Source organism: Streptomyces sp. NPDC089919 (assembly GCF_040684615.1).
Classification (GTDB): Bacteria; Actinomycetota; Actinomycetes; order Streptomycetales; family Streptomycetaceae; genus Streptomyces.
Window position 1 is genome coordinate 17,261 of record NZ_JBFBGK010000069.1, and the last position, 22,550, is coordinate 39,810.

At 74.6% G+C, this 22,550-nt stretch carries 19 protein-coding genes; 9 read left to right on the forward strand and 10 right to left on the reverse strand.

Translation table 11 applies throughout. The annotated features are described in order from the left end of the window. Positions 1-262: 262 nt before the first annotated feature. The 6 genes from AB0O40_RS24890 to AB0O40_RS24915 form a co-directional block, all read right to left on the reverse strand. Positions 263-2,206: a S53 family peptidase gene (locus tag AB0O40_RS24890; RefSeq protein WP_365045750.1), complete on the reverse strand. Its 1,944-nt coding sequence runs from the start codon at positions 2,204-2,206 to the stop codon at positions 263-265. A gap of 208 nt (positions 2,207-2,414) precedes the next feature. Further along, on the reverse strand, positions 2,415-3,425 hold the full coding sequence (locus tag AB0O40_RS24895; RefSeq protein ID WP_365045753.1) for an N-acetylmuramoyl-L-alanine amidase: 1,011 nt from the start codon (positions 3,423-3,425) through the stop codon (positions 2,415-2,417). A 165-nt stretch (positions 3,426-3,590) separates the two neighbouring features. Then, positions 3,591-4,235, reverse strand: coding sequence for a class I SAM-dependent methyltransferase (locus tag AB0O40_RS24900; protein ID WP_365045756.1), 645 nt, complete (start codon positions 4,233-4,235; stop codon positions 3,591-3,593). A 194-nt stretch (positions 4,236-4,429) separates the two neighbouring features. Beyond that, the gene (locus AB0O40_RS24905) at positions 4,430-4,885 is read right to left on the reverse strand and encodes a DUF1801 domain-containing protein (RefSeq protein ID WP_365045758.1); all 456 of its coding nucleotides are present in this window, start codon (positions 4,883-4,885) and stop codon (positions 4,430-4,432) included. A 51-nt stretch (positions 4,886-4,936) separates the two neighbouring features. Continuing rightward, a complete protein-coding gene (locus tag AB0O40_RS24910; RefSeq protein ID WP_365045761.1) occupies positions 4,937-5,389 on the reverse strand; it encodes a pyridoxamine 5'-phosphate oxidase family protein in 453 nt (150 codons plus the stop codon). Continuing rightward, entirely contained in the window at positions 5,386-5,751 is a 366-nt protein-coding gene (locus tag AB0O40_RS24915; RefSeq protein WP_365045764.1) for a VOC family protein, read from the reverse strand. The genes AB0O40_RS24910 and AB0O40_RS24915 overlap by 4 nt, the downstream gene beginning before the upstream one ends. 180 nt (positions 5,752-5,931) lie before the next feature. Here AB0O40_RS24915 and AB0O40_RS24920 point away from each other — a divergent pair, with 180 nt between their 5' ends. Then, on the forward strand, positions 5,932-8,739 hold the full coding sequence (locus AB0O40_RS24920; protein ID WP_365045767.1) for a LuxR C-terminal-related transcriptional regulator: 2,808 nt from the start codon (positions 5,932-5,934) through the stop codon (positions 8,737-8,739). Between the two features lie 13 nt (positions 8,740-8,752). Here AB0O40_RS24920 and AB0O40_RS24925 read toward each other — a convergent pair whose 3' ends face one another. Both AB0O40_RS24925 and AB0O40_RS24930 read right to left on the reverse strand, forming a co-directional pair. Then, positions 8,753-10,003, reverse strand: coding sequence for a serine hydrolase domain-containing protein (locus AB0O40_RS24925; RefSeq protein WP_365045770.1), 1,251 nt, complete (start codon positions 10,001-10,003; stop codon positions 8,753-8,755). 46 nt (positions 10,004-10,049) lie between these two features. After that, the gene (locus tag AB0O40_RS24930) at positions 10,050-10,490 is read right to left on the reverse strand and encodes an ATP-binding protein (protein WP_365045773.1); all 441 of its coding nucleotides are present in this window, start codon (positions 10,488-10,490) and stop codon (positions 10,050-10,052) included. Positions 10,491-10,575: 85 nt separating this feature from the next. On the opposite strand from AB0O40_RS24930, the gene AB0O40_RS24935 reads away from it, so the two are divergent. From AB0O40_RS24935 to AB0O40_RS24950, 4 genes are read left to right on the forward strand one after another with little or no spacing between them, the layout of a single operon-like run. Continuing rightward, positions 10,576-11,424 carry a helix-turn-helix transcriptional regulator gene (locus AB0O40_RS24935; protein ID WP_365045776.1) on the forward strand — a complete coding sequence of 283 codons (849 nt, stop codon included), beginning with the start codon at positions 10,576-10,578 and terminating at the stop codon, positions 11,422-11,424. Further along, positions 11,384-11,644: a DUF397 domain-containing protein gene (locus tag AB0O40_RS24940; protein WP_365045779.1), complete on the forward strand. Its 261-nt coding sequence runs from the start codon at positions 11,384-11,386 to the stop codon at positions 11,642-11,644. Before AB0O40_RS24935 ends, AB0O40_RS24940 begins: the two co-directional genes overlap by 41 nt. 19 nt (positions 11,645-11,663) lie before the next feature. Further along, complete coding sequence (locus tag AB0O40_RS24945; protein WP_365045782.1) at positions 11,664-13,187, forward strand: serine/threonine-protein kinase; 1,524 nt, start codon at positions 11,664-11,666, stop codon at positions 13,185-13,187. 16 nt (positions 13,188-13,203) lie between these two features. Then, positions 13,204-14,805, forward strand: coding sequence for a serine/threonine-protein kinase (locus tag AB0O40_RS24950; protein WP_365045785.1), 1,602 nt, complete (start codon positions 13,204-13,206; stop codon positions 14,803-14,805). A gap of 479 nt (positions 14,806-15,284) precedes the next feature. Here the strand turns inward: AB0O40_RS24950 and AB0O40_RS24955 are convergent, their stop codons facing one another. Then, positions 15,285-16,997, reverse strand: a complete 1,713-nt coding sequence (locus AB0O40_RS24955) for a hypothetical protein (protein ID WP_365045788.1) — start codon at positions 16,995-16,997, stop codon at positions 15,285-15,287. A gap of 211 nt (positions 16,998-17,208) precedes the next feature. Further along, positions 17,209-17,604 (reverse strand): DUF4259 domain-containing protein, encoded by a 396-nt coding sequence (locus AB0O40_RS24960; protein ID WP_365045791.1) that lies wholly within the window; start codon positions 17,602-17,604, stop codon positions 17,209-17,211. A 171-nt stretch (positions 17,605-17,775) separates the two neighbouring features. On the opposite strand from AB0O40_RS24960, the gene AB0O40_RS24965 reads away from it, so the two are divergent. The 4 genes from AB0O40_RS24965 to AB0O40_RS24980 all read left to right on the forward strand — a co-directional run bounded on the left by AB0O40_RS24965 (position 17,776) and on the right by AB0O40_RS24980 (position 22,538). Further along, entirely contained in the window at positions 17,776-19,974 is a 2,199-nt protein-coding gene (locus AB0O40_RS24965; protein WP_365045794.1) for an acyl-CoA dehydrogenase, read from the forward strand. Positions 19,975-19,994: 20 nt separating this feature from the next. Then, positions 19,995-21,182, forward strand: a complete 1,188-nt coding sequence (locus AB0O40_RS24970; protein ID WP_365045796.1) for a lipid-transfer protein — start codon at positions 19,995-19,997, stop codon at positions 21,180-21,182. A 143-nt stretch (positions 21,183-21,325) separates the two neighbouring features. Next, positions 21,326-22,087 (forward strand): hypothetical protein, encoded by a 762-nt coding sequence (locus AB0O40_RS24975; RefSeq protein WP_365045799.1) that lies wholly within the window; start codon positions 21,326-21,328, stop codon positions 22,085-22,087. 67 nt (positions 22,088-22,154) lie between these two features. Then, complete coding sequence (locus tag AB0O40_RS24980; RefSeq protein WP_365045801.1) at positions 22,155-22,538, forward strand: VOC family protein; 384 nt, start codon at positions 22,155-22,157, stop codon at positions 22,536-22,538. Positions 22,539-22,550: the final 12 nt, after the last annotated feature.

The following is a 22,550-nucleotide window of genomic DNA, read 5'->3' on the forward strand; positions in this document are numbered from 1 at the left end:
GGGTCGTCTCGTGGTGCCGCGGTCGCGCCGGAGGTGCGGCCACCATGGTACGGATGGATCGTACGGATGGTCTGCTGGTCGCACAGCTTCCGGGTCCCTCAGACATCGATCGGGGGGCCGGTGGTTCCCGTTCCACGGAAACGTCTCACGGACCGAGACGCACAGCGCCCTTGAGAACGCACAGCGCCCCTGAGAACGCGAAGAGCCCGTGGGGCGGCCCGGAACCGGACCGCCCCACGGGCGTACCTGCCTGGTGCGAGGACTAGCGGCGGTAGGACGAGACGTAGCCCGGGGCCGGCGAACCGACGCCCGTCACCACGTCGTAGCCGCGCACCGCGCGCAGCGAGCTGTCACGGCCGAGGGTGCGGACCGAGCTGGCCAGGCCCTTCGACTTGTCGACGCCGTTGATGAAGTCGGTCCGGGCCACGGCCAGGCCCTGGGCGCCCAGCGGGCGGTCGGTGACGTCGTGGTACAGCTTCGTGTCGAAGCGGGAGTACAGGACCGGGTTGGCGAAGCCGAGCGGGTGCCGGGCGGCCTGCTGGGCGAGCGCCTGGATGCCGGCGATGACCGGGGCGGCCAGCGAGGTGCCGCCGATGCGGTACTCGTCGTAGTAGACCTTGCCGCTCGGCCAGGTCTGCGTCTGGCCCACCAGGAAGCCGGTGTTGGGGTCGGCGACCGCGGCGACGTCCGGGACGGTGCGCATCCGCTTGGTGCCGTTGGCCTTGGCGAGCGAGTCCGGCACGACGTGGCGCTGGTACGAGGGCTGCGCGACGGTGGTGCTGGTGCCGCCGCCGGCGCCGCTGGTGAAGGCGCCCGGGAAGTCGGTCCAGGTCTTGCCGTCCGTGGACAGGCCGGCCTTCAGGGTGCCCCAGCCGGTCTCGAACTTGTACGTGTCGCCCTTGCCGACCGCGAGGGAGGTGCCGCCGACGGCGGTGACCCAGGCGGAGTTGGCGGGGGTGTCGACCTGCTTCTTGCCGGTGTTGGCGACCTCGTCGCCGTTGTCGCCGGAGGAGAAGTAGAAGCCGATGCCCTCGACCGCACCCATCTTGAAGGTGTGGTCGTACGCCTTGGCGACGTCCGGGGTCTCGTTGGCCTCGATGTCGCCCCACGAGTTGGAGACGATGTCGGCGAGGCGCTTGTCGACGACCTTGTTCAGGGCGTCGAGCAGGTCGGGGTCGTTGCAGGAGGCGCCGGCGACGTAGACGACGTTCGCCTGCGGCGCGACCGCGTGCACGGCCTCGACGTCCAGGGTCTCCTCGCCGTACCAGCCGGAGGCGTCGCAGTCCTTGGTGTGGGTGTACTTGGCGGGGGTGACCTGGCGCAGCTGGCCGGTCTTCCAGGCCGCGTCGCCGTTGCGGGAGGCGTAGATCCGCGCGTCCTTGGCGATGGTCGGCGAGGCGAAGGCGTCGGTGATCGCGACCGTCACGCCCTTGCCGGTGTACTTGCCGGCGCCGTAGGCGGCGCGCAGCTGCTTGCCCGTGTAGCCCTTGATGGCGTACGGGACCTTGTGGCCGTAGGCCTTGGGCAGCGAGGTCGCGGTCTTCGAGCCGAAGTACGAGGAGAACGGGCCGGCGTTGCGGAAGCCGGCGCCGGGGCCGGGCAGCGTGTCCTTGTGGCCGACGCGGTGCGGGGCGTCGTCCAGGCCGCTGACGGTCAGCACGGCGTCGGCGACGGAGGCGGGCGCCGAGGCGTCCTTGGCCGGGGCGCGGTAGCTGCGGCCGTCCTTGCGGTAGGTGTGCAGCTGGGTGGCGAAGGCCTTCTGGGTGGCCTCGACGCTGCCCGTGACGGTGATGTAGTGGTCGTTGACCTCCACCACGGTCAGGCCGGCGCCGCGGAGCCAGTTCGCGACGGCGGTCTTCTGGGCGTCGGTGGCGCCGAAGCGTGCGCGGGCCTGGGCCGGGGTCAGGTACTTGCCGTAGAGCGGCGAGTGCGGGTCCGAGACCGCGGTGGCGTAGGCGGTGAGCGCCTTGACGTCACGGCCGGCGAGGTAGACCCGGGCGGTGACGGGGGCGGCCGCGGCGGCGCTGCCCTGGTCGGCGGCACCGGTCGCCCAGGCCGGCTGGGTGCCCTGGAGCGCGACGCGTCCGGGGGCCGGGTCGGCGGCCTGGGCGGACGGGACGCCGAGTGCGAGCGCGCCGGCGAGGGCGGGCAGCACGGCGGCGACGGCGATCAGCGAGCGCGACGGCCGTATGCGTCGTCGATTCAATGTGTGTCCCTGGCGTGAGGTGGGGGTGGCCCCGCCGCCGGTGGTCGACCGGTGAGCGGGCGGTACCGCGCCATGCTTGTCAGGAACGGTTCACGCGAGGGGCAGCGGTTGATCAAAAATCGCCAAAGGTATGCCCAGGAACAGGAATTGAGCCACCGGCATTTCGGACGCGGCGGGTCGGTTCCGGTCAGACGGGCGGAGCGCGGGCTTATCCGCCCAGGAAGCCCCGGATCCCGTCGGCGATGCCCTGTGCGGCCTTCTGCCGCCAGGCCGGGCTGGTCAGCAGCGCGGCGTCGGTGGCGTCGCGCATGTTGCCGCACTCGATGAAGACCTTGGGCCGGGTCGAGAGGTTCAGTCCGCCCAGGTCCTCGCGGACCACCAGGCCGGTGCCGCCGCCCACGTAGTTGGAGGGCCGCATTCCGGTCACCCGGGCGAAGTTGCCCGCGATCCGGGTGCCCAGGACCCGGGAGGGGCCGGTGATGGGCGTGGTGTCGGCCGCGCCGGCGTGCACCTTGGCCGGCAGGATCACGTGGAAGCCGCGGTTGCCCGCCGAGGAGCCGTCGGCGTGGATCGAGACCACCGCGTCGGCGTGCGCCGTGTTGCCGATCCGGGCCCGCTCGTCGATGCAGGGGCCCCAGGCCCGGTCGGTGGCGGTGTGCGTGACGACCACCTTCGCGCCCTGCGCGGCCAGGACGGCCTTGAGCCGGGCCGTCACGTCCAGGGTGAACTGCGCCTCCTGGTAACCGGCGTTGGTGGTGGTGCCGGTGGTGTCGCATTCCTTGCGGTTCGTCCCGATGTCCACCCGCCGGTTGATCTCGGTGGTGTGCCGGAAGTTGCCCGGGTTGTGCCCGGGGTCGAGCACGACCGTGCGGCCGGCCAGCGGACCCCGCGGCCGGGGATCGGGCCCGGCCGCCTCCGCGGACGGGTCCACCGGCGGCGGGGTGGCGGTGCCCGGCGCGGCCTTGGCGTCGCCGTGGGTCGGGGCCGCGCCGTGGCTCGCGGCGGTACCGGACGACGGCAGGGGCGCGCCCTGCACCGTCTCGGCCGCGGCGCCGGAGCCGGACCCGCTGAGGACGTTGACCAGCACCCACCCGGCCAGGCAGGTGGGCGCGAGCACCGCGGCGGCCACGGCCAGCGTGGACCGGCGCAGCAGGCGCGGCCGGTCCGGGCTGATGGCGTCGGAGGATTCGGGGCGCGGGGCACTGTCGTCGTACGGCACGGGCCGATGCTAGTGCGGCCCGGGGGAGGCGCCCCGGCCTTCCGGCCGGACACGCTCCCTTCGGTCCTATTTTGTGATTCTTGTACGCCGACGGGGCTGCTGGGGTTGCGGGCCGGTCCGCGGTGTCCTAGAGGAGACGGCCCGGCCCCGCTCCCGGGGCCGGGCTCAGATCCCCGGGCCGGTCCGCTTGAGCACCCGCATCGAGTCCGTCACCGACACCTCCGTGAAGGCCCCCGACTCCAGCGCCCGGCAGTAGATCCGGTAGGGCGCCTGGCCCCCGTCGGCCGGGTCCGGGAAGACGTCGTGGATGACCAGCGTGCCGCCCTCGGCCAGGTGCGGGGCCCAGCCCTCGTAGTCCCCGGTGGCGTGCTCGTCGGTGTGCCCGCCGTCGATGAAGACGAAGCCGAGCTTCCCGCCCCAGACCGCCGCCACCTGCGGGGACCGGCCCACCACCGCCAGGACGTGCTCCTCCAGGCCTGCCTTGTGCAGGGTCCGGCGGAAGGTCGGCAGGGTGTCCATGACCCCGAGCTCCGGGTCCACCACCGTCGGGTCGTGGTACTCCCAGCCCGGCTGCTGCTCCTCGCTGCCGCGGTGGTGGTCCACGGTGATCGCGGTCAGTCCCGCCTCCCGGGCCGCGTCGGCCAGCAGGATGGTGGAGCGCCCGCAGTACGTGCCCACCTCCAGCAGCGGCAGCCCGAGCACGGCGGCCTCGGCCGCGGCCGCGTACAGGGCCAGGCCCTCGTTGACGGGCATGAAGCCCTTGGCCGCCTCGAAGGCGGCGAGGGTCTCCGGCTTGGGGGCCGCGGCCATGGGGTTCCTCCGGGCTGGTGCGTGCTGCGTGGCCCGCGCGGACTGCGCGGGAACGGCCATCGTGCCGTACCCGGCGCGCGTTGTTACCGGCGGGTCGGAGTGCTCCGCGTCACGCGCCCGCGGGGCCGGTCGTGGTGCGCGGGTCCCCACGCACCACGACCGCCCCGTACCCGCCGGACCCGGACGCCCGCGCCTCAGCCCACCGCCCGCTTCACCAGGTCGGCGATCCGCTCCTCCACCTCGGCCGTCACCGCGGTCAGCGCGAAGCCGGCCGCCCACATCGGGCCGTCGTCCAGCTGCGCCTGGTCGCTGAAGCCGAGGGTCGCGTAGCGGGCCTTGAACTTCTCCGCGCACTGGAAGAAGCAGACGATCTTGCCGTCCAGCGCATAGGCGGGCATCCCGTACCAGAGCTTCGGCGCGAGCTGCGGGGCCGTGGCGGTGACCACGGCGTGCACCCGCTCGGCCATCTCGCGGTCCGAGCCCTGCATCTCGGCGATCTTCTCGAGCACGTCCTGGAGCGCCTGCGCGGCCTTCTCCGCCTTCGAACCGCCGCGCGAGGCCTCCTTCTTGAGCGCCTTCGCGTGGTCCTTCATCGCGGCCCGCTCCTCGGCGGTGAAGCCCTGGTGCGCGGTGTTGTCGGCGTTGCTCATGGTGGATCTCCCTTGAAAAGTAAGGATGTCGGATGGAGGGGGCGGCCGGCGTCAGACCAGCCAGGCGCCGTCGCGCATCAGCTCGCGGCCGGGAAGCTCGTCGGCCTCCCGCCAGGCCTGGACGCGGCGGGGGGTGATGCGGAAATAGCGGTACGGGGTGGCCAGCGTGCGCGGGTCGAAGCCGGTACGGGCCGCGAACCGGTCGCCCACCTGCGGCGGCAGCGCGTCGACGGCCAGGACCTCGACCTCCCCCTCGATCATGGTCACGTCGCGGGTGGGGCCCAGGGCCAGCCGGGCGGTCCCGGTGGCGGCCAGGTTCCGGCCGGTGGGGCTCTTCGCCGGGGTGGCCACCAGCAGCGCCTCGCCGTCCCAGTCGAAGGAGAGCGGCACCAGGTACGGGGCGCCGTCCGGGGAGGCGGTGGCCACCCAGACGTCGACCTCCTGGGCCAGCCGGTGCTCGGTGTCGCGGCGGCGCTCGGCGCGGCTGCGCGGGGCCGTGCTCACTGGTCCTGCACCAGACCGAGCAGGTTGCCGTCCGGGTCGATGACGGTGGCCACCAGCCGGCCCTCGCCCACGTCGCGCGGGGCGTCCTTGAGGGTGGCACCGGCCGCGGTCACCTCGGCGACCTTCGCCTCGATGTCCGCGACGTGCCAGTAGGCCGTCGGCCCGGTCAGCCCCTGCGGCCCGCCGCCCGGCAGCAGGCCGATGTGCTGCCCGGCCACGTCGAAGCCCACGTAGTACGGCCCGTCGGTGCCCGGCTCGACCCCCAGCAGCGCGGCGTACACGGCCTTGGCCTGGGCGAGGTCGGACACGGGGTGCAGCACGGTCTTGATCCCCTGCACGGAAGGGCTGGAAGCGCTGGTCACGGTCACTCCTGTCGTCGCGGGTCCCGGTCGGCCCGGTGCTCTCACCGGCCCGTTCCCCCTGTGCTCACAGCTTCCCGCGGCAGGGGTGCCCGGCGCCTCCGTGCTCACCACGGAAAGACCACGGAAAGCCCACGGACGGGCCACGGAACGCCCCCGCACCCGGCTCCGCATAATGACCCGGTGTCCACTCCAGTGATCTCCGCCCGGGAAGCCGACGTCCTCGCCCTGCTGGGCGAGCACCTGAGCAACGCGGAGATAGCCGCCCGGCTGTTCATCTCCGTCCGCACGGTCGAGTCGCACGTCTCCTCGCTGCTGCGGAAGCTGGAACTGCCCGACCGCCGGGCCCTGTCCCGCCGGGCCGCCCCGGCCGCCGCCCCCGCTCCGGCCGAACGCCCGCTCCCGGCAGTCGCGTTGCCCGTACCGCTGACGGCCTTCGTGGGCCGCGCCCGTGAACGCGAGGAGCTGGCGGCGGCCGTGACGGACCGTCGGCTGGTCACCGCCGTCGGCCTCGGCGGCGTCGGCAAGACCCGGCTCGCCCTGGCGGTCGCCGCCCAGGTGGCCGGGGACTTCCCCGACGGGGTCGGCTTCGTCGACCTGGTCCCGGTCACCGACCCGGAGCGGGTGGGCGCGGCGGTCGCGGCGGCCCTGGGCGTGGGCGAGCAGCCCGGCCGCGGCGTCGACGACGCGCTGACCGCCGCCCTCGCGGACCGCCGCACGCTGCTGGTACTCGACAACTGCGAGCACGTCCGCGACGGGGTGGCCCCCTTCCTGGAACGCCTCCTGGTGGCCTGCCCCGGCGTCCGGGTGCTCGCCACCAGCCGGGCCCGCCTGATGGTGCCCTTCGAATGGGTCTTCCCGGTGCAGCCGCTCTCCCGGGTCGGCGGCGGCACCTCGGAGGCGGTGGCCCTCTTCCTGGAGCGGGCCGCGGCCGTCGGCCGGGCCCCGGCCCCCGAGGAACACCAGCGGATCGCCGCCCTCTGCGAACGCCTCGACGGCATGGCGCTGGCCATCGAACTGGCCGCCGCGCGCTGGTCCACCCTCGGCCTCGACGGCCTGACCGCCGGCCTCTCCGACCAATTGAGGATCCTCGCCGGCGGCCCCCGCGCCGACGGCCGGCACCGCTCCGTGCGGGCCGTCCTGGACTGGAGCCACGACCTGCTCGAACCGGAGGACCGGGCGGTGCTGCGGCGGGTCTCGGCCTTCGTCGCCCCCTTCACCGCCGAAGCCGCCGCCGAGGTCGCCGGCTTCGCCCCGCTGGCACCGGCCGCGGTCGCCGACGGCCTGGGCCGGCTCGCCGAGCAGAGCCTGCTGGCCGTGACGCACTCCGCGACCGGCACCCGCTACCAGGCCCTGGAGACCCTGCGCCAGTACGGCGCCGAGCGGCTGGCCGAGACCGGCGAGGCCACCGAGGCCGGCGCCCGCCACCTGGCCTGGTGCCTGGCCGGTGCGGCCCGCCTGGGGGAGAGCGACGACGCGCAGTGGCGGGCCCGTTTCGACGCGGTCGCCGAGGACCTGCGGGCCGCCCTGGCCTGGGCCGCGGACCGCCCCGAACAGCGCGCCGATGCCTGCCGCCTCGCGCTCGACCTGGCCGGACTGGCCTTCACCCGCAACCTGTTGGGCGAGTCCCAGCAGCGCTACGAGCAGGCCGCCCGGCTCGCCGCCACCGACGCCGAGGCCGCCGCAGCCCTGCGCCGGGCCGCCGGGGTGGCCGGCTGCCGCCGGCTCGGCGACGACATCCACCGCCTGCACCTTGCCGCCGCCGAGGCCGCCCGCCGGGCCGGGGACACCGCCGGGGCCGCCCGCGACCTGGCGGCCGCCGCCACCGCCGCGTACCGCTTCTCCAGTACGTTCCTCCGGGTCCCGGCCGCGGCCGAGGTCATGGACCTGCTCCGCGAGGCGCGCGAGCTGGCCGGTCCGGGCGACCCGGCCGCCGCGGCGGCCCTCGCGCTGGCCGAGGCGGCCGTGGTCGCGGACGCCTTCGGCGCGGTCCAGGGCGCCCCGGACAACTCCGCCCCCGACACCGTCGCCTGCGCCGAGCGGGCCGTCGAACTGGCCCGGCTCGCCGGCGACCCGGTGGCCCGGTCCGCCGCCCTCGACGCCCTCTCCGGCGCCCAGAGCTGGGCCGGTGAGACCTTCGCCGCCGCCGAGGCGGCCCGGGACCGGATCGCCGTCCTGGCCTCCGCCCCCGACACCCCCGCCCGCACCCACGAACTCGTCGACGCCCTCGCCATGGCCGCCGCCACCGCCGTGGGCGCCGGGGAGCTGCGGGCCGCCCGCCGCTGGGGCGCAGAGCTGGCGGCCCAGCCCCAGCTCGCCGACGTGGGCGACCACGCCACCTCCTGGCTGCTGGTCGCGGACGCCTTCGCGGGCCGCGCCGAGGACGTGCTCACCGGCAGCCTGCGCTTCCGGGACGCCTGGATGCGGACCGGCCGTCAGCGGTCCTTCTCCCTGGGCCCGGCCGCCTCGGCCGTCGCGATGGTCCACGGCCTGCGCGGCGACCGGGAGGCCCGGGAGGCCTGGCTCGCCATCACCGACCGGTCCGGCGGCGCCGACGACAACCGGCACGGCCACGGCGCCGTCTTCGACGCCCTGGTCCTGCTCCACCACGGCGACCCCCTCGAAGCCCTGGACCGGCTGGCCCCCGAACCCGCACAGGTGTGGAAGTGGGTCTGCTGGGTCTGGCTGCACTGGTACCAGGCGCTGCGGGCCGAGGCCTCGGTCCTGGCCGGCCACCCCGACGCCCGGGCCCGCCTGGCCGCCGCCCGGTCCACGGTCGCCGGGAACCCGGTCGCCACCGCCCTGGTGGAGCGCGCCCAGGGGCTGCTGGACGGCGACCCGGCCGCGGTACTGGCCAGCGCCCCCGCCTTCGAGGCGGCCGGCTGCCGCTACCAGTGGGCCCGCACGCTGCTGCTGTCCGGCGGCGAGCACGCCGCGGCCGGGGCGGCCGCGCTGGCCGCCCTCGGACTGGCGCCGATGGCGGTCCGCTAGGCGGGGAGCCCGCCTACCGCGGGTGCAGCAGCGACTCGTGCCCCGGGTACTCGTGCGCCGGGGAGACGATCCCGGTGACCGCCTGCCCGAAGAAGGCGGTCGGCTCCCGCCCGGCGGTCAGCACGTCCGTGTTGAGCAGCACCACCATCGTGGCCCGCGCCTGGGGCAGGTAGACCACCAGCGACTCGAATCCCGGGATCGACCCGTCGTGCCCGATCCAGCCCTGCACGTCGAAGATCCCGAGCCCGTAGCTCGCCCCGGGCTTCCCGATCGGCTGCATCTCCAGCCGCGCCTGCTGCGTGGCGGGCGTCAGCAGCGTCCCGGTCGCCAGGGTCCTCGCCCAGCTCCGCAGGTCCTGGAGGTCGGAGATGATCGCCCCGGCCGACCAGCCCCAGGAGGGCGTGATGTAGGTCGAGTCCTCGGTCTTCCCCGAGGTCGTCTGCTCCGTGTAGCCCTGCGCGTGCGGCTTCGGGAACTCGGTCCCGGTGGCGGGGAAGCTGGTGTGCCGCAGCCCGGCCGGCCTCAGCACCTGTTCCTTCAGGACCTGGGCGAAGGGCTTCCCGGTGGCCTTCTCCATGGCCAGCCCCAACAGGATGATGTTGGTGTTGGAGTACTCGAACTTCGCGCCCGGCTCGAACTGCACCGGGTGCGCGAAGGCGTACTCCAGCAGCCGCTGCGGCGGTATCGGCTCCGTCGGCAGCGTGTCCAGCCACCTGTTGAAGGCCGGGTCGTCGGCGTAGTTGTACAACCCGCTGCGCATCCCGGCCAGTTGCCGCAGCGTGATCCGGTCGCCGTTCGGCACCCCGGAGACGTACCGGTCGATGGTGTCGTCCAGCTTCAGCTTCCCCTGGTCCACCAGCCGCAGCAGGGCCGTCACCGTGAAGGTCTTGGTCTCGCTGCCGATCCGCATGTAGAGGCCGGTGGACATGGGGGCACCGGTCGCCTTGTCGGCCACCCCGAAGGCCTTCACGTAACTGCCCTTGTCAGGGGTCCACACGCCCACGATCACGCCGGGGGTCCGGGTCTCGGTCATGGTCCGCCGGATCGCCGCGTCCAGCTGGGCGGCCACGGCCGGGGTCAGCTCGCGGAAGACGCCGGTGCCGGTGCCGGTGCCGGTGCCGTCCGGGCTGGGGGAGGGGGCGGCCGCCGCCACCGTCGGCGGCGCACCGTACGCGGCTCCGGCCAGGACCGGCGCGGTCAGGACGCTCACGGCCGCGGCGGCCACACAGGCCCGCCGCAACCGGCTTCGGCTGGGCTGCTTCACGGGTGCCCTCCCGTCTCGTCGTACGAGGACCTGGACACGGGCGACATCACCAGCCTAGGCCGGGTCCCGGGCCGTCGCACTCGAACCAGATCGTCTTGCCGCCGCCGGTGTGCGGGCTGGGGTCGACGCCCCACCGGTCGGTGACCGCCTCGACGAGGAGGAGGCCGCGGCCGGTCTCGGCGAGCGGGTCGCCGCCCCGCACCGGCCCGGGGCAGGCGGCCACCCCGTCGTACACCTCCACCCGCAACCCCTCCGGCCGCCGCAGGATGAGCACCGCGCACCGCCGGTCCGGCACGTGCCGCACCACGTTCGCCACCAGCTCGGTCAGCGCGAGCCCGGCCCCGTCCACCAGTTCGGGCAGTCCCCAACTGTGGAGGAAGGTGTGGAGGATGGCCCGGATGTGGCGGGCGGAGTGCTCACCCACGGTGATGCTCATCCGGTACGTGCCGCCAAGTTCTGGCATCAGCGGCTCAGTTGCGTGATTCATGCCACCAGGCTGCGGCGGAATGGTTACGCTCGGCTACGGATTGAAACCCACGCCGTACCCGGTTGGAACTGGGGGTGACCACCTCATGGTCAACGTCCGCGATCTCGATCCCAGCGCGTCGCCGCTGGATTACTACGGGTCTGAACTGCGTCGCCTGAGAGAGGAGGCGAAGCTGACTCAGGGCCAGTTGGGCGGCATCGTCTTCTGCACCGCCTCGCTGATCGGGCAGATCGAGACCGCCAAGAAGGTACCGACGCGGGAGTTCTCGGAACGGGTGGACGCGGCCTTGGGGACCGGCGGGTTCTTCTCCCGGCTGGTCGGGCTGGTTTTGCGGAGCCAACTGCCGACGTGGTTCCAGCCGTACGCGGAGATGGAGGCCAAGGCCACGTACATCTCCACGTACCAGGCGCAGCTGGTGCACGGCCTTCTCCAGACCGAGGATTACGCGCGTGCCGTCCTCGGCGCGTGGAAGACGGAAGGTGTCGATGCCCAAGTTGCGGCCCGGATGGACCGACAGCGGATTCTCGACCGCCCTACTCCGCCTCTGCTGTGGGTCGTGCTGGCCGAGGCGGTGCTGCATCAGGAGATCGGAGGCCCTGAGGTCATGCGAGCCCAACTCGCGCATCTGTTGGGTCTCCAGAAGCGTGATTGGGTGAAGATCCAGATCCTTCCGTTCGCCTCAGGCGCACATGCGGGCCTTCCGGGGACGTTCACCTTGTTGCGCTTCGAGGATGATCCAGACCTCGTCTACACCGAGGACTTCGTGCAAGGGCACATGACGGCCAATCCAGACGCCGTCAGGGAGGGCTCGCTCCGATACGATCACTTGCAGGCCGCCGCGCTGTCCGTGGAGGACTCGGCGGCGCTGATCGCCCGCGTGATGGAGGAGCGTTATGAGCACCAATCAGTGTCTGACGGGCGCGAATTGGCGTAAGTCCACCTACAGCTCTGACACCGGTGGCGAATGCGTCGAGTGCGCCCCACTCGGCAACGCCACCTGGCAGAAGTCCACGCACAGCGGGGACACCGGCGGCCAGTGCATCGAGGTAGCCGCACAGGCATGCCAGGTAGCCGTCCGGGACTCCAAGAACCTCACCCTCGGCACCTTCACCGTCAGCCCGGCCGCCTTCGCCGCCTTCGTCCGGAGCCTGTGACGCCGGGCGGGGGCCGCGTATGAGACCGATAGCGGCCGGTGGGCCCGACTCCGACGGGATCGGGCCCTACCGGCCGTTCGCCGAGCTAGGGGCCGGCGGCATGGGCAGGGTCCTGCTCGCCGCCGGGCCCGACGGACGGTTCGTCGCCGTCAAGCAGATCCACGCCGAGTACGCCGACGAGGACGGCTTCCGGGCGCGGTTCCGGCGGGAGGTGGCGGCCTCCCGGGCCGTCTCGGGGGCCTGTACCGCGCCCGTGCTCGACGCCGACCCGGACGCCGAAACCCCTTGGCTGGCCTCGGCCTTCGTGCCGGGACCGGCCCTCGACCAGGCCCTCGCCACGACCGGGCCGCTCCCCGAGGAGGCGGTCCGGCGGCTGGCGGCCGGGCTGGCCACCGCGCTCGCGGACATCCACCGGGCCGGGCTGGTGCACCGCGATCTCAAGCCCTCCAACGTCCTCCTCGCCGAGGACGGCGTCCGGGTCATCGACTTCGGCATCGCCCGGGCCGTCGAGGGCGGGACCCGGATCACCCACACCGGTTCGCTGATCGGCTCGCCCGCGTACATGGCGCCCGAACAGGCCTCGGGCGGGCGGGTCTCGGCGGCCACCGACGTCTTCGCGCTCGGCTCCACGCTGGTCGCGGCCTGCACCGGTAGGCCGCCCTTCGCCGCCGCCTCCGTACCGGCGCTGCTGTACGAGGTCCTGCACGCCGAGCCGGACCTGACGGGGGTACCGGCCGGGCTCCGGCCGCTCATCGCGTCCTGCCTCGCCAAGGACCCGGAGCGGCGGCCCGCGCCCGCCGGGATCCTGGCGGCCCTCGGCACGGTCGAGCCGACCGCCCGGCCCTGGCCGGGGGCGGTCGGGGCGCTCGCCGCCGGCCAGCGGGCCGAGGCCGAGGCGCTGGCCGCGACCCTGCCCGCCGTACCAGCCGTCGTACCCGCCCCCGCCCCGGGAGGGCGCAGACGGTGGCGGCGGACCGCGATGGCCACCGGGGCGGTGGCCCTGCTCGCGGGCGGCGCGCTCGGCGTCCGGGCGTACCTCGCGGACCCGCCGCTGTCCGAGGTGCCCGACGAGTACCGGGCCAAGGCCATGACCTGCCGGGACGTGGGCGGGGAGATGCAGGTCCCGGTCGGGTTCACCGGGCCGGGCGGGGCGGGGATCGCGCGGCGCGACGGGTCCTGGGCCGATCCGAACAACACCTGCGGCTGGGCGAGCTTCGACTCGTCCGCCGGTACGTCCGCAACCGTCACCGTCTATTGGGGCCTCTACGAGAAGGGCGGCGGCCGCGGCTCCGGAGCCGAACAGGCCGACAAGGCCCAGGAGGAGGTCCGGGCGGACGGCGGGCGGTCGGCCTCGGTCGGACTCGGTGAGGAGGCCGCCTGGGCCAAGGCCGAGGAGGGGACGGCCTGCGAGTTGTCAGTGCGGGATGTCAACCTTCGAGTGGTGGTGACCGTGACGGGGACGCGGTACGCGGCGGGGGCCGAGTGCGAGTCGATGGCGAAGTACTTCGCCAGGTCCGGGCTGCGGATCCCGCCGAAGGCCTGACGGGGGAGGGTGAGGGGTGAGGGATCTCAAGGCGGCCGATCCGCGGGCGATCGGGCCGTACCGGCTGCTGGCCGAGCTGGGGCGGGGCGGCATGGGCCGGGTGCTGCTCGGGGCCGGACCGGACGGGCGGCTGGCCGCGGTCAAGCAGGTGCATGCGCGGATCGCGGCGGACGAGGAGTTCCGGGCCCGGTTCCGGCGCGAGGTCGCGGCCTCCCGGAAGGTCTCGGGTGCCTTCACGGCCGCCGTGCTGGACGCCGACGCGGAGGCCGCCACGCCCTGGCTGGCCTCGGTGTTCGTGACCGGGCCGTCGCTCGGGGCGGTGGTCGACCGGGTGGGGCCGCTGCCGGAGGAGACCGTCCGGCGGCTGGCGGCCGGGCTGGCCACCGCGCTGGTGGAGATCCACCGGGCGGGGCTGGTCCACCGCGACCTCAAGCCGGACAACGTCCTCCTCGCCGAGGACGGGGTCCGCGTCATCGACTTCGGCATCGCGCGGGCCGACGACGGGCGGGCCACCGAGCTGACGCAGTCGGGGGTGGTGGTCGGCTCGCCGGCCTTCATGTCGCCCGAGCAGGCCGAGGCCGGCGAACTGACCGCGGCCAGCGACGTCTTCGCCCTCGGGTCGGTGCTGGCCTTCGCGGCGACGGGGCGCAGTCCGTTCGCCCGCGGGTCCGTGCTCCAGACGCTGTACGACCTGGTGCACGAAGAGCCGGACCTGTCCGGCGTACCGGCGGGGCTGCGGGAGCTGGTCACCGCCTGCCTGACCAAGGACCCGGCCGGGCGGCCGACGCCGCAGGGCGTGCTGGAGCTGCTGGGCTCCGCCCCGCCGGCCGGCCCCTGGCCCCCGGCGGTCCGGGACCTGGTCGCCGCCCAACAGGCCGAGGTGGACCGGGTACTGGGGTCGCCGGAGCGGACGGTGCTGGACGGGGTGCCGTCGGTTGGTGGGTCGGCCGTGGCGGCGGGCGGGGTGCCGGTGGCCGGTGGGTCGGCCGGCGGGGGCACGGTCGTCGCGCCGGGCGGGGCGGCCGGGCCGGACCGGGGGCGGCGGATCCGCCGTGTGACGGCGGTGGCCGGGGCGGTGGTGGTGCTCGGCGTGCTCGCCGCGGGCGGGCGGCTCCTCTGGGGCGGATCCGGGGGCGGATCCGGGGGCGGAGGTGGGACGGCGGGGGTCCGGACCGCGGACTACGCCACCATGCCGACCTGCGAGGAGATGGCCGACGGTTCGCTGCTGGGGCCCCGCGACGCGACGCAGGACTACCACGTCCAGGACGGCAAGACCGCCCAGACCTCCTGTACGTGGCACTCCGCGGACCCCGGCAGCGACGAGGTCGTCGACTGGAGCCTGAACCGGGCCGCCGGGGCGACGTCGGCGGTGGTGATGGCCCAGCGGGACTTCGCGCGCCGGGTCGCGGACCTGGAGGCCGAGCGGGACGGGAAGGGCATCGCGGACGAGCAGGCCGTTGCCGTGGGCATGTCCGACGGCACGGGCTGCCGGCTGGGCGTCCGCTCGGCCAACCTGACGATCTGGGTGATCTACCGAGGCCGGGCCCACCCGGCCTCCGGCTGCCGCGCCGAAGCCCTCCGCACCCTGCGGGGCGCCCTGGCCTCAATGCCCCACTGACCCCGGCGTACGTCTTGTAGGGCGGCCTACCTCCGCCCCCGTCCAGCCCGAGCGGGGCTTGAGCGGGCCCGGCGGGGCCCCGGCGTACGGCTTGGAGGGGCCTACCTCCGCCCCCTTCCAGCCCGAGCGGCGCTTGAGCGGGCCCAGCCGGGCTGGGCGTACGGGTTGAACCGGGCCTACCTCCAGCCCGAGCGGCGTTTGAGCGGGCCCAGCCGGGCTCGGCGTACCGGGCAAGGCGGGCCTGCGGCGCTGTCCCCTACCCGCCCTTCCCCGGGCTCCGCCCGGACCCGGTCCTCAAACGCCGGACGGGCTGGGAAGGCGGGCGGGGTGGAGGGGCGGGCTCCGCCCGGGCCCGGTCCTCAAGCGCCGGACGGGCTGGGAGGGGTGGGCGGGGTGGAGGGGCCCGGTCCGGCCCGAGCCCGGGCCGGCAAGGCCAGACCGGGCCGAAGCCGGGCCGGGCCGGCCGGGCCCGGGCCGGGTCAGATGGTGATGGTGGCGAAGGACCTGGTCGGTTCGAGGGCGGTCCAGTACTCACGGTCCGTACGGCCGTTGAACAGGTGCTCGTCCCACCAGTAGCCGCCGGTCTTCTTCGTGTTGGTGCTGCTCAGCGCGATCTCGTAGGTCCCCGGCTCCAGGTCGGTGATCAGTACGTCCACCCGGAAGTGCCCGTTCGAGAAGTGCCCGCCGGAGAAGTCGGCGTACTTCAGGAAGTTCTTGTCCGACGGCTTCGTGATCCACAGCGTGCCCCGGTCCACCCAGACCTTCGAGAAGCGGGTGCCGCCGTCCCGGTACCACCACCAGCCCCAGTAGTACTCGGCGACCGCGTCCCAGGTTGCGATGACCGCCTTCTTGCCGTCCTTGAGCGTGGCGGGGGTCAGCGCGACGTCGTGGCGCAGGCGGCTCCAGCCTCCCCGCCCGTAGTCGGAGACCGTCCGTCCGGTGACGGTGGTGCCCCGGCTGACCACGTCCGCGATGCTCGGCGGGGCGGGCGGCGCCGGCGGGACGGGCGCCACGTACCGGTCCACGCCCCGGTGCACCAGCAGCAGCACCTCCCGCTCGGCCCCGTCCGGCCCCTCCTTGAACGCCACCAGGGCCGGGGTGTTGTTGGAGTCGTGGCCCTCCAGGACGACCGGTCGGGTCCAGCCGCCCTCCTCGGTCCAGGTGCCGTGCCGCAGGGCGTCGTCCTCGCCTCCCGGGTAGACGGCGTGCAGCTTCCCGTCGTAGGAGGCGAGGGCTGCGGTCCGCCGGGAGAAGGCGGCGTCGAAGCCCTCGCCCTCCTTGACCGGGACGGGGCCGGGCAGGGCCCGGCCACCCGTCCACGTGCTGCCGTCGAACACGAAGTGGTAGAGGATCCCGAAGCCGTTCTGGATCAGGTGCAGCTTGCCGTCGTGGGCGGTCAGCGAGAGGTTGGCCCGCAGGCCCTCCTTGGACTGCTGCCACTCCCGGCGCATCCGCCCGGAGTCGAAATAGGGGGTCTCCAGCGGCTCGTCCTTCTCGTCCAGGACGGGGGCCCAGTCCCCTTCGGAGTCGCGGACCAGGTGGACGAGCCGGTCCTGCGAGAGGTCCATGTGCACCAGGTGGACCGTGCCGTCGAGGACGGCCAGGGCGGGGGCGAGGGCCACCCCGCCCGGCTGGTCGAGCGGCCGGGGCTCGTCCCAGTCGGCGTCGCCCTCCTTCACGCGCAGCTGCGTCTCGTACAGCTGAGTGCTGCGCTCGTCGCCGTACCAGGAGTCCGAGCCGGTGAACACCATCCGCAGGGTGCCGCCGTCGTTGACGACGGCGGGCGTCTCGAAGCTCGCTATCCCGTAGGAGTACGCGTCCGGCGTCCACCTGCGGGCCGCCTCCAGCGCCTCGGCCGCGGCCTGGACCTTCGTCTGCCAGGCGGCGGTCTGCTCCTCCGTCGCGTCCTTCGGCAGCGCCGCCGCGGCCTCGTCGAGCGCGGCGACGAGGGGCCGGAGGGAGGCGGGGGTGAAGGAGGTCCACCGCACGGGCAGGACCTTGCCGCCCTCACCCTCCTCGCGGGCGCCCCGGTGGACGCAGTAGAGGGTTCCGGCCACCTCGGCCAGGGCGGGCGCGGCGAAGCTGAGGTGGTCGGCGAAGGCCACGCCCGGGCTCCAGCCCCCGTCGGGCGTGTACATCGCCCGCCACAGGTTCTGGTCGTCTTCCTGAGCCGTGCTGGTGCTGTCGGTCACGTGCCGTCTCCCTTGCGCGGGCTCCGTGGGCGGCGGAGCCATCCGTCCGGATGCCACGCACGGTAGGCAGGGGGTGACGGACACCGGGGGCCGTTCGTGATCATCCGGCCGGAAGCCGCGCCCATGCGACCGGAACCGACCCGGTCCCGGACCGGCGGCCACCCTCGACTCCGCTGCGGGGCGCCCGCGTCGGCGCCCGGCCGCCTCGCGGCTACGGCCGGAGCGTCCTGCGCAGTCGGTCGACGGAGGTCCGCCACGGGCCGCCCTCCGCCTCCTCCCACAGCTCCAGGAGCTCGGACGGTTCCGCGGTGACGCGGTCCAGGGCCCGGCCGGCCAGCTCCCGCAGGCCGGTCAGGTCGGGGAGGGCACCCTCGGGGCCGTAGGGGGAGTCGGCGGCCTCGCCGCCGGGGCACTGCGCCGCGACGAGGGCCGCCGCGGCGACCGCCTCCTGGGCGTCGTCGGCGTCGAGGTAGCCGGTGGTCCCCACCGTCCGGGCCAGCGCTTCGAGCACCAGGCCCGGTCGGGTGCCGGCCGGTACGTCGTCCAGTGCGCCGCACCAGTCCGCCGCCGTGTCGTTCTCGAAGGCCCCGACGCCCCAAGTCCCCATCTTCGCTCCCCGATCCGTACCGATGCCCGTGCATCCTCCCACCCACCACCGACACCACCCGTACCCCAGGCGGTTCCCTGGCCGCCCGCAACCGGGGGCCGTCGCCGGCCGGACCCGAAAGTCCAGGACCTGACCTTCCGTCAGATTGGAACGTGTTCTAGTCTGCGCGCCATGGGCATCGGACTCACGCAAGAGCAGCAAGACCTGGCCCGGGCCGTGCGCGGCTGGCTGGCGCGGGCCGTACCGCCGCAGGAGGTGCGCAAGCTCCTCGACGCGCCGCCCGACGGGCGCGGCAGGCCCGGTTACTGGGACGGGCTCGCGCAGCAGGGGCTGCTCGCGCCGCATCAGGACGGCGGCGGGCTGCTCGAGCTGGCCGTGGTCGTGGAGGAGGCCGCGTACGGCGCGCTGCCGGGGCCGTTCCTGCCCAGCGTGCTGGCCTCCGTACTGCTCCAGCGGGCCGGCCGGGACGACCTCGCCGCCGCGCTCGGCGGCGGCGAGCGGATCGGCTCGGTCGCCCTCGGGCCCGGCGGGCTGACCGCCGTCGCCGTGGAGGACGGCGGCTACCTCCTCGACGGCACCGCGCCCCCCGTGCTCGGCGCCGCCGAGGCCGACCTGGTGGTGCTGGCCGCCGAGGCCGCCCACGGCACGCTCTGGTTCGCGGTGGACGCCGCCGCCCTGGAGGTGCGCGCCCAGGAGTCCGCCGACCCCACCCGCGGCACCGCCGAGGTCGCCGCCCGCGGCGCCGCCGTGCCGGCCGGCCGGCTGCTCGCCCTCGACTCCTCGCTGGTGCGCGACCTGGCCTGCGTACTCTTCGCCGCCGACGCCTGCGGCACCGCCGCCTGGGCGCTGCGCACGGCCGCCGAGTACGCCAAGGTCCGCGAGCAGTTCGGCCGGCCGATCGGCCAGTTCCAGGGCATCAAGCACCTGTGCGCCGACATGCTCGTCCGCGTCGAGCAGTCCCGCGCCCTCGTCTGGGACGCCGCCACCTGCGCCGACGAACCCCCGCCCACCCCGCCGGCCCCCGCCCCGGACGCGGACCCCACCGCCGCCCCCGGCCCCCGCTCCCTCACCGCCGCCCTCGCCGCCGGTACCGCCCTGGACGCCGCGTACTCCTGCGCCAAGGACTGCATCCAGGTCCTCGGCGGCATCGGCTTCACCTGGGAGCACGACGCGCACGTCTACCTGCGCCGCGCGCTGGTCGCGCGGCAGTTGCTCGGGGCCGGGGACGGGCACCGGGCCCGGGCGGTGCGGCTGGCCGCCGACGGGGTCCGGCGCGAGCTGCGGCTGGAGCTGCCGCCCGAGGCCGCCGCCCACCGCGAGCGGGCCCGGACCGTGCTGGACGGCGTACGCGGGCTCGGCCCGGCCGCGGTCCGCCGGGCGCTCGCCCCCACCGGGTACGCCGCCCCGTACCTGCCGGCACCGTACGGCCTCGGCGCCGGGCCGGTCGAACAGCTCGCCGTACAGCAGGAGATGGCCGCCGCCGGGATCCGCATCAGCGACCTCGGCATCGCCACCTGGGTCGTGCCCTCCCTGCTCGCGTACGGCAGCCCTGAGCAACAGGAGCGGTACCTGCTGCCGACCCTGCGCGGGGACCTCACCTGGTGCCAGCTCTTCTCCGAGCCGGGCGCCGGCTCCGACCTGGCCTCGCTGCGCACCCGCGCCGAGCGCGCCCCGGACGGCACCTGGCGGATCAACGGCCAGAAGGTGTGGACCAGTTCGGCCCAGAGCGCCGACTTCGGCATCCTGCTCGCCCGCACCGACCCGGCGGCCCCCAAGCACAAGGGCCTCAGCTACTTCGTCGTCGACATGCGGAGCACCCCGGGGATCGACGTCCGCCCCCTCAAGGAGATCACCGGCGAGGCGCTCTTCAACGAGGTCTACTTCGACGACGTGCCGCTGCCCGCCGACGCCGTCGTGGGCCGGGTCGACGACGGCTGGCGGGTGGCCCGCAACACCCTCGGCAACGAACGCGTCCACATGGCCGACCAGATGAGCTTCGACACCGGCCTCGAAGCCCTGATCGCCCGCTCGGCCACCCTCGACGGCGCGCTGCGCGCCCGGATCGGCGCCCTCGCCGCCGAGGCGCACGCCCTGGCCTGCATCGGGCTGCGCACCACCCTCCAGCAGGTCTCCGGACTGGAGCCGGGTGCCGGGGCCTCCGTCCGCAAGCTCGTCCAGACCCCGCACCAGCAGCGCACCGCCGAACTCGCCCTCGAACTGCTCGGCCCGGCGGGCGCGGTGTGCGAGGGCCCGGGACAGCGGGCGGTCCACGGGATGCTCATGTCCCGCTGCCTGACCATCGCCGGGGGCACCACGCAGGTCCAGCTCAACGTCGTCGCCGAGCGCATCCTCGGCCTCCCGCGGGACTGACTCAAGGGGTAGTGAAGGTCATGAAGGCATACATCGTCGGCGTCGGGATGACGAGGTTCGAGAAGCCCGAGTCGCGCGACTGGCAGTACTGGGACATGGCGAAGGAGGCCGGCGGCGCGGCCCTGACCGACGCCGGGATCCCGTACGAACTGGTGGAGCAAGTGCCCGTCGGTTACTGCTTCCAGGCCTCGACGGCCGGCCAGCGGGCCGTCTACGAGCTGGGGCTGACCGGGGTGCCGGTCTACAACGTCAACAACAACTGCGCGACCGGCGCCACCGCGCTGATGATGGCCCGGCAGTTCGTCGAGGGCGGCCTCAACGACTGTGTGCTGGCGCTCGGCTTCGAGAAGATGAAGAAGGGCGCGCTGGGCGGCGGCGCCGACGGCGGCGACTTCAAGACCTCGCCGGTGGCCCGGCACTACGGCATCATGGCCGCCGGCCACGGCTTCGAGATGTCCCCGCCCACCGCGCAGATCTTCGGCAACGCCGCCCGCGAGCACATGGACCGCTACGGCACCACCGCCGAACAGCTCGCCATGGTGGGGGAGAAGAACCACCGGCACTCGGCGCACAACCCCAACGCGCAGTTCCGGGACGTCTACACGACCGGGGAGATCCTGGCCGCGAAGGAGATCCACCGGCCGCTGACCAAGCTCCAGTGCTCCCCGACCTCGGACGGCGCGGCGGCCGCGGTGGTCGTCTCCGAGCGCTTCGTCGCCGAACACGGCCTCCAGGACAAGGCGGTGGAGATCGTCGCCCAGGCCATGACCACCGACACCGCGGACTCCTTCGCCTCCGGCTCCTGCATCGACGCGGTCGGCCGCCCGATGTCCGCCGCGGCCGCCCGGCAGGTCTACGAGAGCTCCGGGCTCGGCATCGAGGACGTGGACGTGATCGAGCTGCACGACTGCTTCTCCGTCAACGAACTCCTCACCTACGAGGCGCTGGGCATGTGCCCGGAGGGCGGCTCCGGCAAGCTGATCGCCTCCGGCGCGACCACGTACGGCGGCCGCTGGGTGGTCAACCCCTCCGGCGGCCTGATCTCCAAGGGCCACCCGCTCGGCGCCACCGGCCTGGCCCAGGCCGCCGAACTCACCTGGCAGCTCCGCGGCGAGGCCGGCCCCCGCCAGGTCGAGAACGCCCACGTCGCCCTCGCCCACAACATCGGCCTCGGCGGCGCCGCCGTCGTCACCCTCCTGCGCCGCTAGAGCCGGGGTCCCGGCCGCTTCCGCGGCGGCGGGCGGCGTGGGATCCTCCCCGCGCACGGGCGGGTCACGGGGTGGGGGACGGGATGGGTCAGGAGCAGGCTTCGGGGTTAGCCGGGCCCGGGGGCGGGGAGCGCCGGGGGCTGTTGCGCGAGATCGCGGTCGGGGTGGGCATCGGGACGGCGCTGCTGGCCGTCGGGGTGCCGTTCGGACTGCTGGACACGGTGCTCCAGCGGGTGGTGGCCGACCAGGGCGTGGGCGTGTCCGTGACGGCCCGGTACGAGGCCGGGGACGGGCCGGACCGGGCGGCGCTCTTCCGCGGGGCCCGGGAGCTGCCCGCCGGGGTCGGCCCGGAGACCGGCTGCGCGGGCCGCGCCGTGGCCCGCGGGGCGGTGGACTTCCGGGTGACGCCGGTCCGGGTCCAGGTCACCGGCGAGCCCGGCCACACCGTGGCGATCGAGGACATCCGGGCCCGCCGGACCCGGGTCGGCCGGCCCGGCCCGGGCGTGGTCCTGGCCTGCCCGGGCCAGGGCGGGGCGGCCGTGCCGGCCATGGCCCTGGAGCTGGACGACCCGCGGCCGCGGGCCCTGCGGGTGACCGAGCCGGACGGCGCGCAGGTGATCACCCGCACCCCCTACTTCCAGCGCACCGTCCACTACGTCGAGGACGGCCGGCCCGAGGCCTTCGAGATCGCCGCCTACGCCCGGACCGCCGACTGCGAGTGGGTCATCGAGGTGGTGGGCAGCGTGGACGGCAAGCCGCACGTGTGGACGGCGGACGACGGCGGCCGGCCGTTCCGGACCGCGGGGGAGCTGCCCGGCGGGCGCTACCGGGTCTACCCGGTCGGGCCCCGGTACGCCTTCCGCGAGCGCTCCGGCCTCCCCTGGCTGACCCCGCCGCCGACGTAGCCCCGGCCCGCCACGCCCGTCAACTGGACTCGGCCGCAAGCCGGTTGCCTGCTCCTATACTCCCGCCATGGCATGCCGCATCAGTGAACTGGTCATCGACTGCGCCGGGCCCGAACGGCTCGCGGCGTTCTGGAGCGAGGTCCTCGGCTACGTGGAGCTGGGGCGGGAGGACGACGGCAGCATCGAGATCGGACCGCCCGGGGACGGCTTCGGCGGCCCCCAGCCCACCCTCGTGCTCAGCCCCACCGCGGAACCCCGGGCGGCGAAGCTGCGCCTGCACATCGACGTCAGCCCCACCGACCGCGACCAGGACGCGGAACTGGAACGCCTGCTGGCGCTGGGCGCCAAGCCGGTGGACATCGGCCAGACCGGCAGCGAATCCTGGCACGTCCTGACGGACCCCGAGGGGAACGAGTTCTGCCTGCTGCGCCGCCGGATCGCGCCCGCCTAGCGGTTCACGGGC

Coding starts and splice junctions, on each gene's coding strand:
- AB0O40_RS24900 (WP_365045756.1), bottom strand. CDS start 4,235: ATGGCCGCGGCCCCCAAGCCGGAGACCCTCGCCGCCTTCGAGGCGGCC.
- AB0O40_RS24905 (WP_365045758.1), bottom strand. CDS start 4,885: ATGAGCAACGCCGACAACACCGCGCACCAGGGCTTCACCGCCGAGGAG.
- AB0O40_RS24930 (WP_365045773.1), bottom strand. CDS start 10,490: ATGAATCACGCAACTGAGCCGCTGATGCCAGAACTTGGCGGCACGTAC.
- AB0O40_RS24935 (WP_365045776.1), top strand. CDS start 10,576: ATGGTCAACGTCCGCGATCTCGATCCCAGCGCGTCGCCGCTGGATTAC.
- AB0O40_RS24940 (WP_365045779.1), top strand. CDS start 11,384: ATGAGCACCAATCAGTGTCTGACGGGCGCGAATTGGCGTAAGTCCACC.
- AB0O40_RS24945 (WP_365045782.1), top strand. CDS start 11,664: ATGAGACCGATAGCGGCCGGTGGGCCCGACTCCGACGGGATCGGGCCC.
- AB0O40_RS24960 (WP_365045791.1), bottom strand. CDS start 17,604: ATGGGGACTTGGGGCGTCGGGGCCTTCGAGAACGACACGGCGGCGGAC.
- AB0O40_RS24965 (WP_365045794.1), top strand. CDS start 17,776: ATGGGCATCGGACTCACGCAAGAGCAGCAAGACCTGGCCCGGGCCGTG.
- AB0O40_RS24970 (WP_365045796.1), top strand. CDS start 19,995: ATGAAGGCATACATCGTCGGCGTCGGGATGACGAGGTTCGAGAAGCCC.
- AB0O40_RS24980 (WP_365045801.1), top strand. CDS start 22,155: ATGGCATGCCGCATCAGTGAACTGGTCATCGACTGCGCCGGGCCCGAA.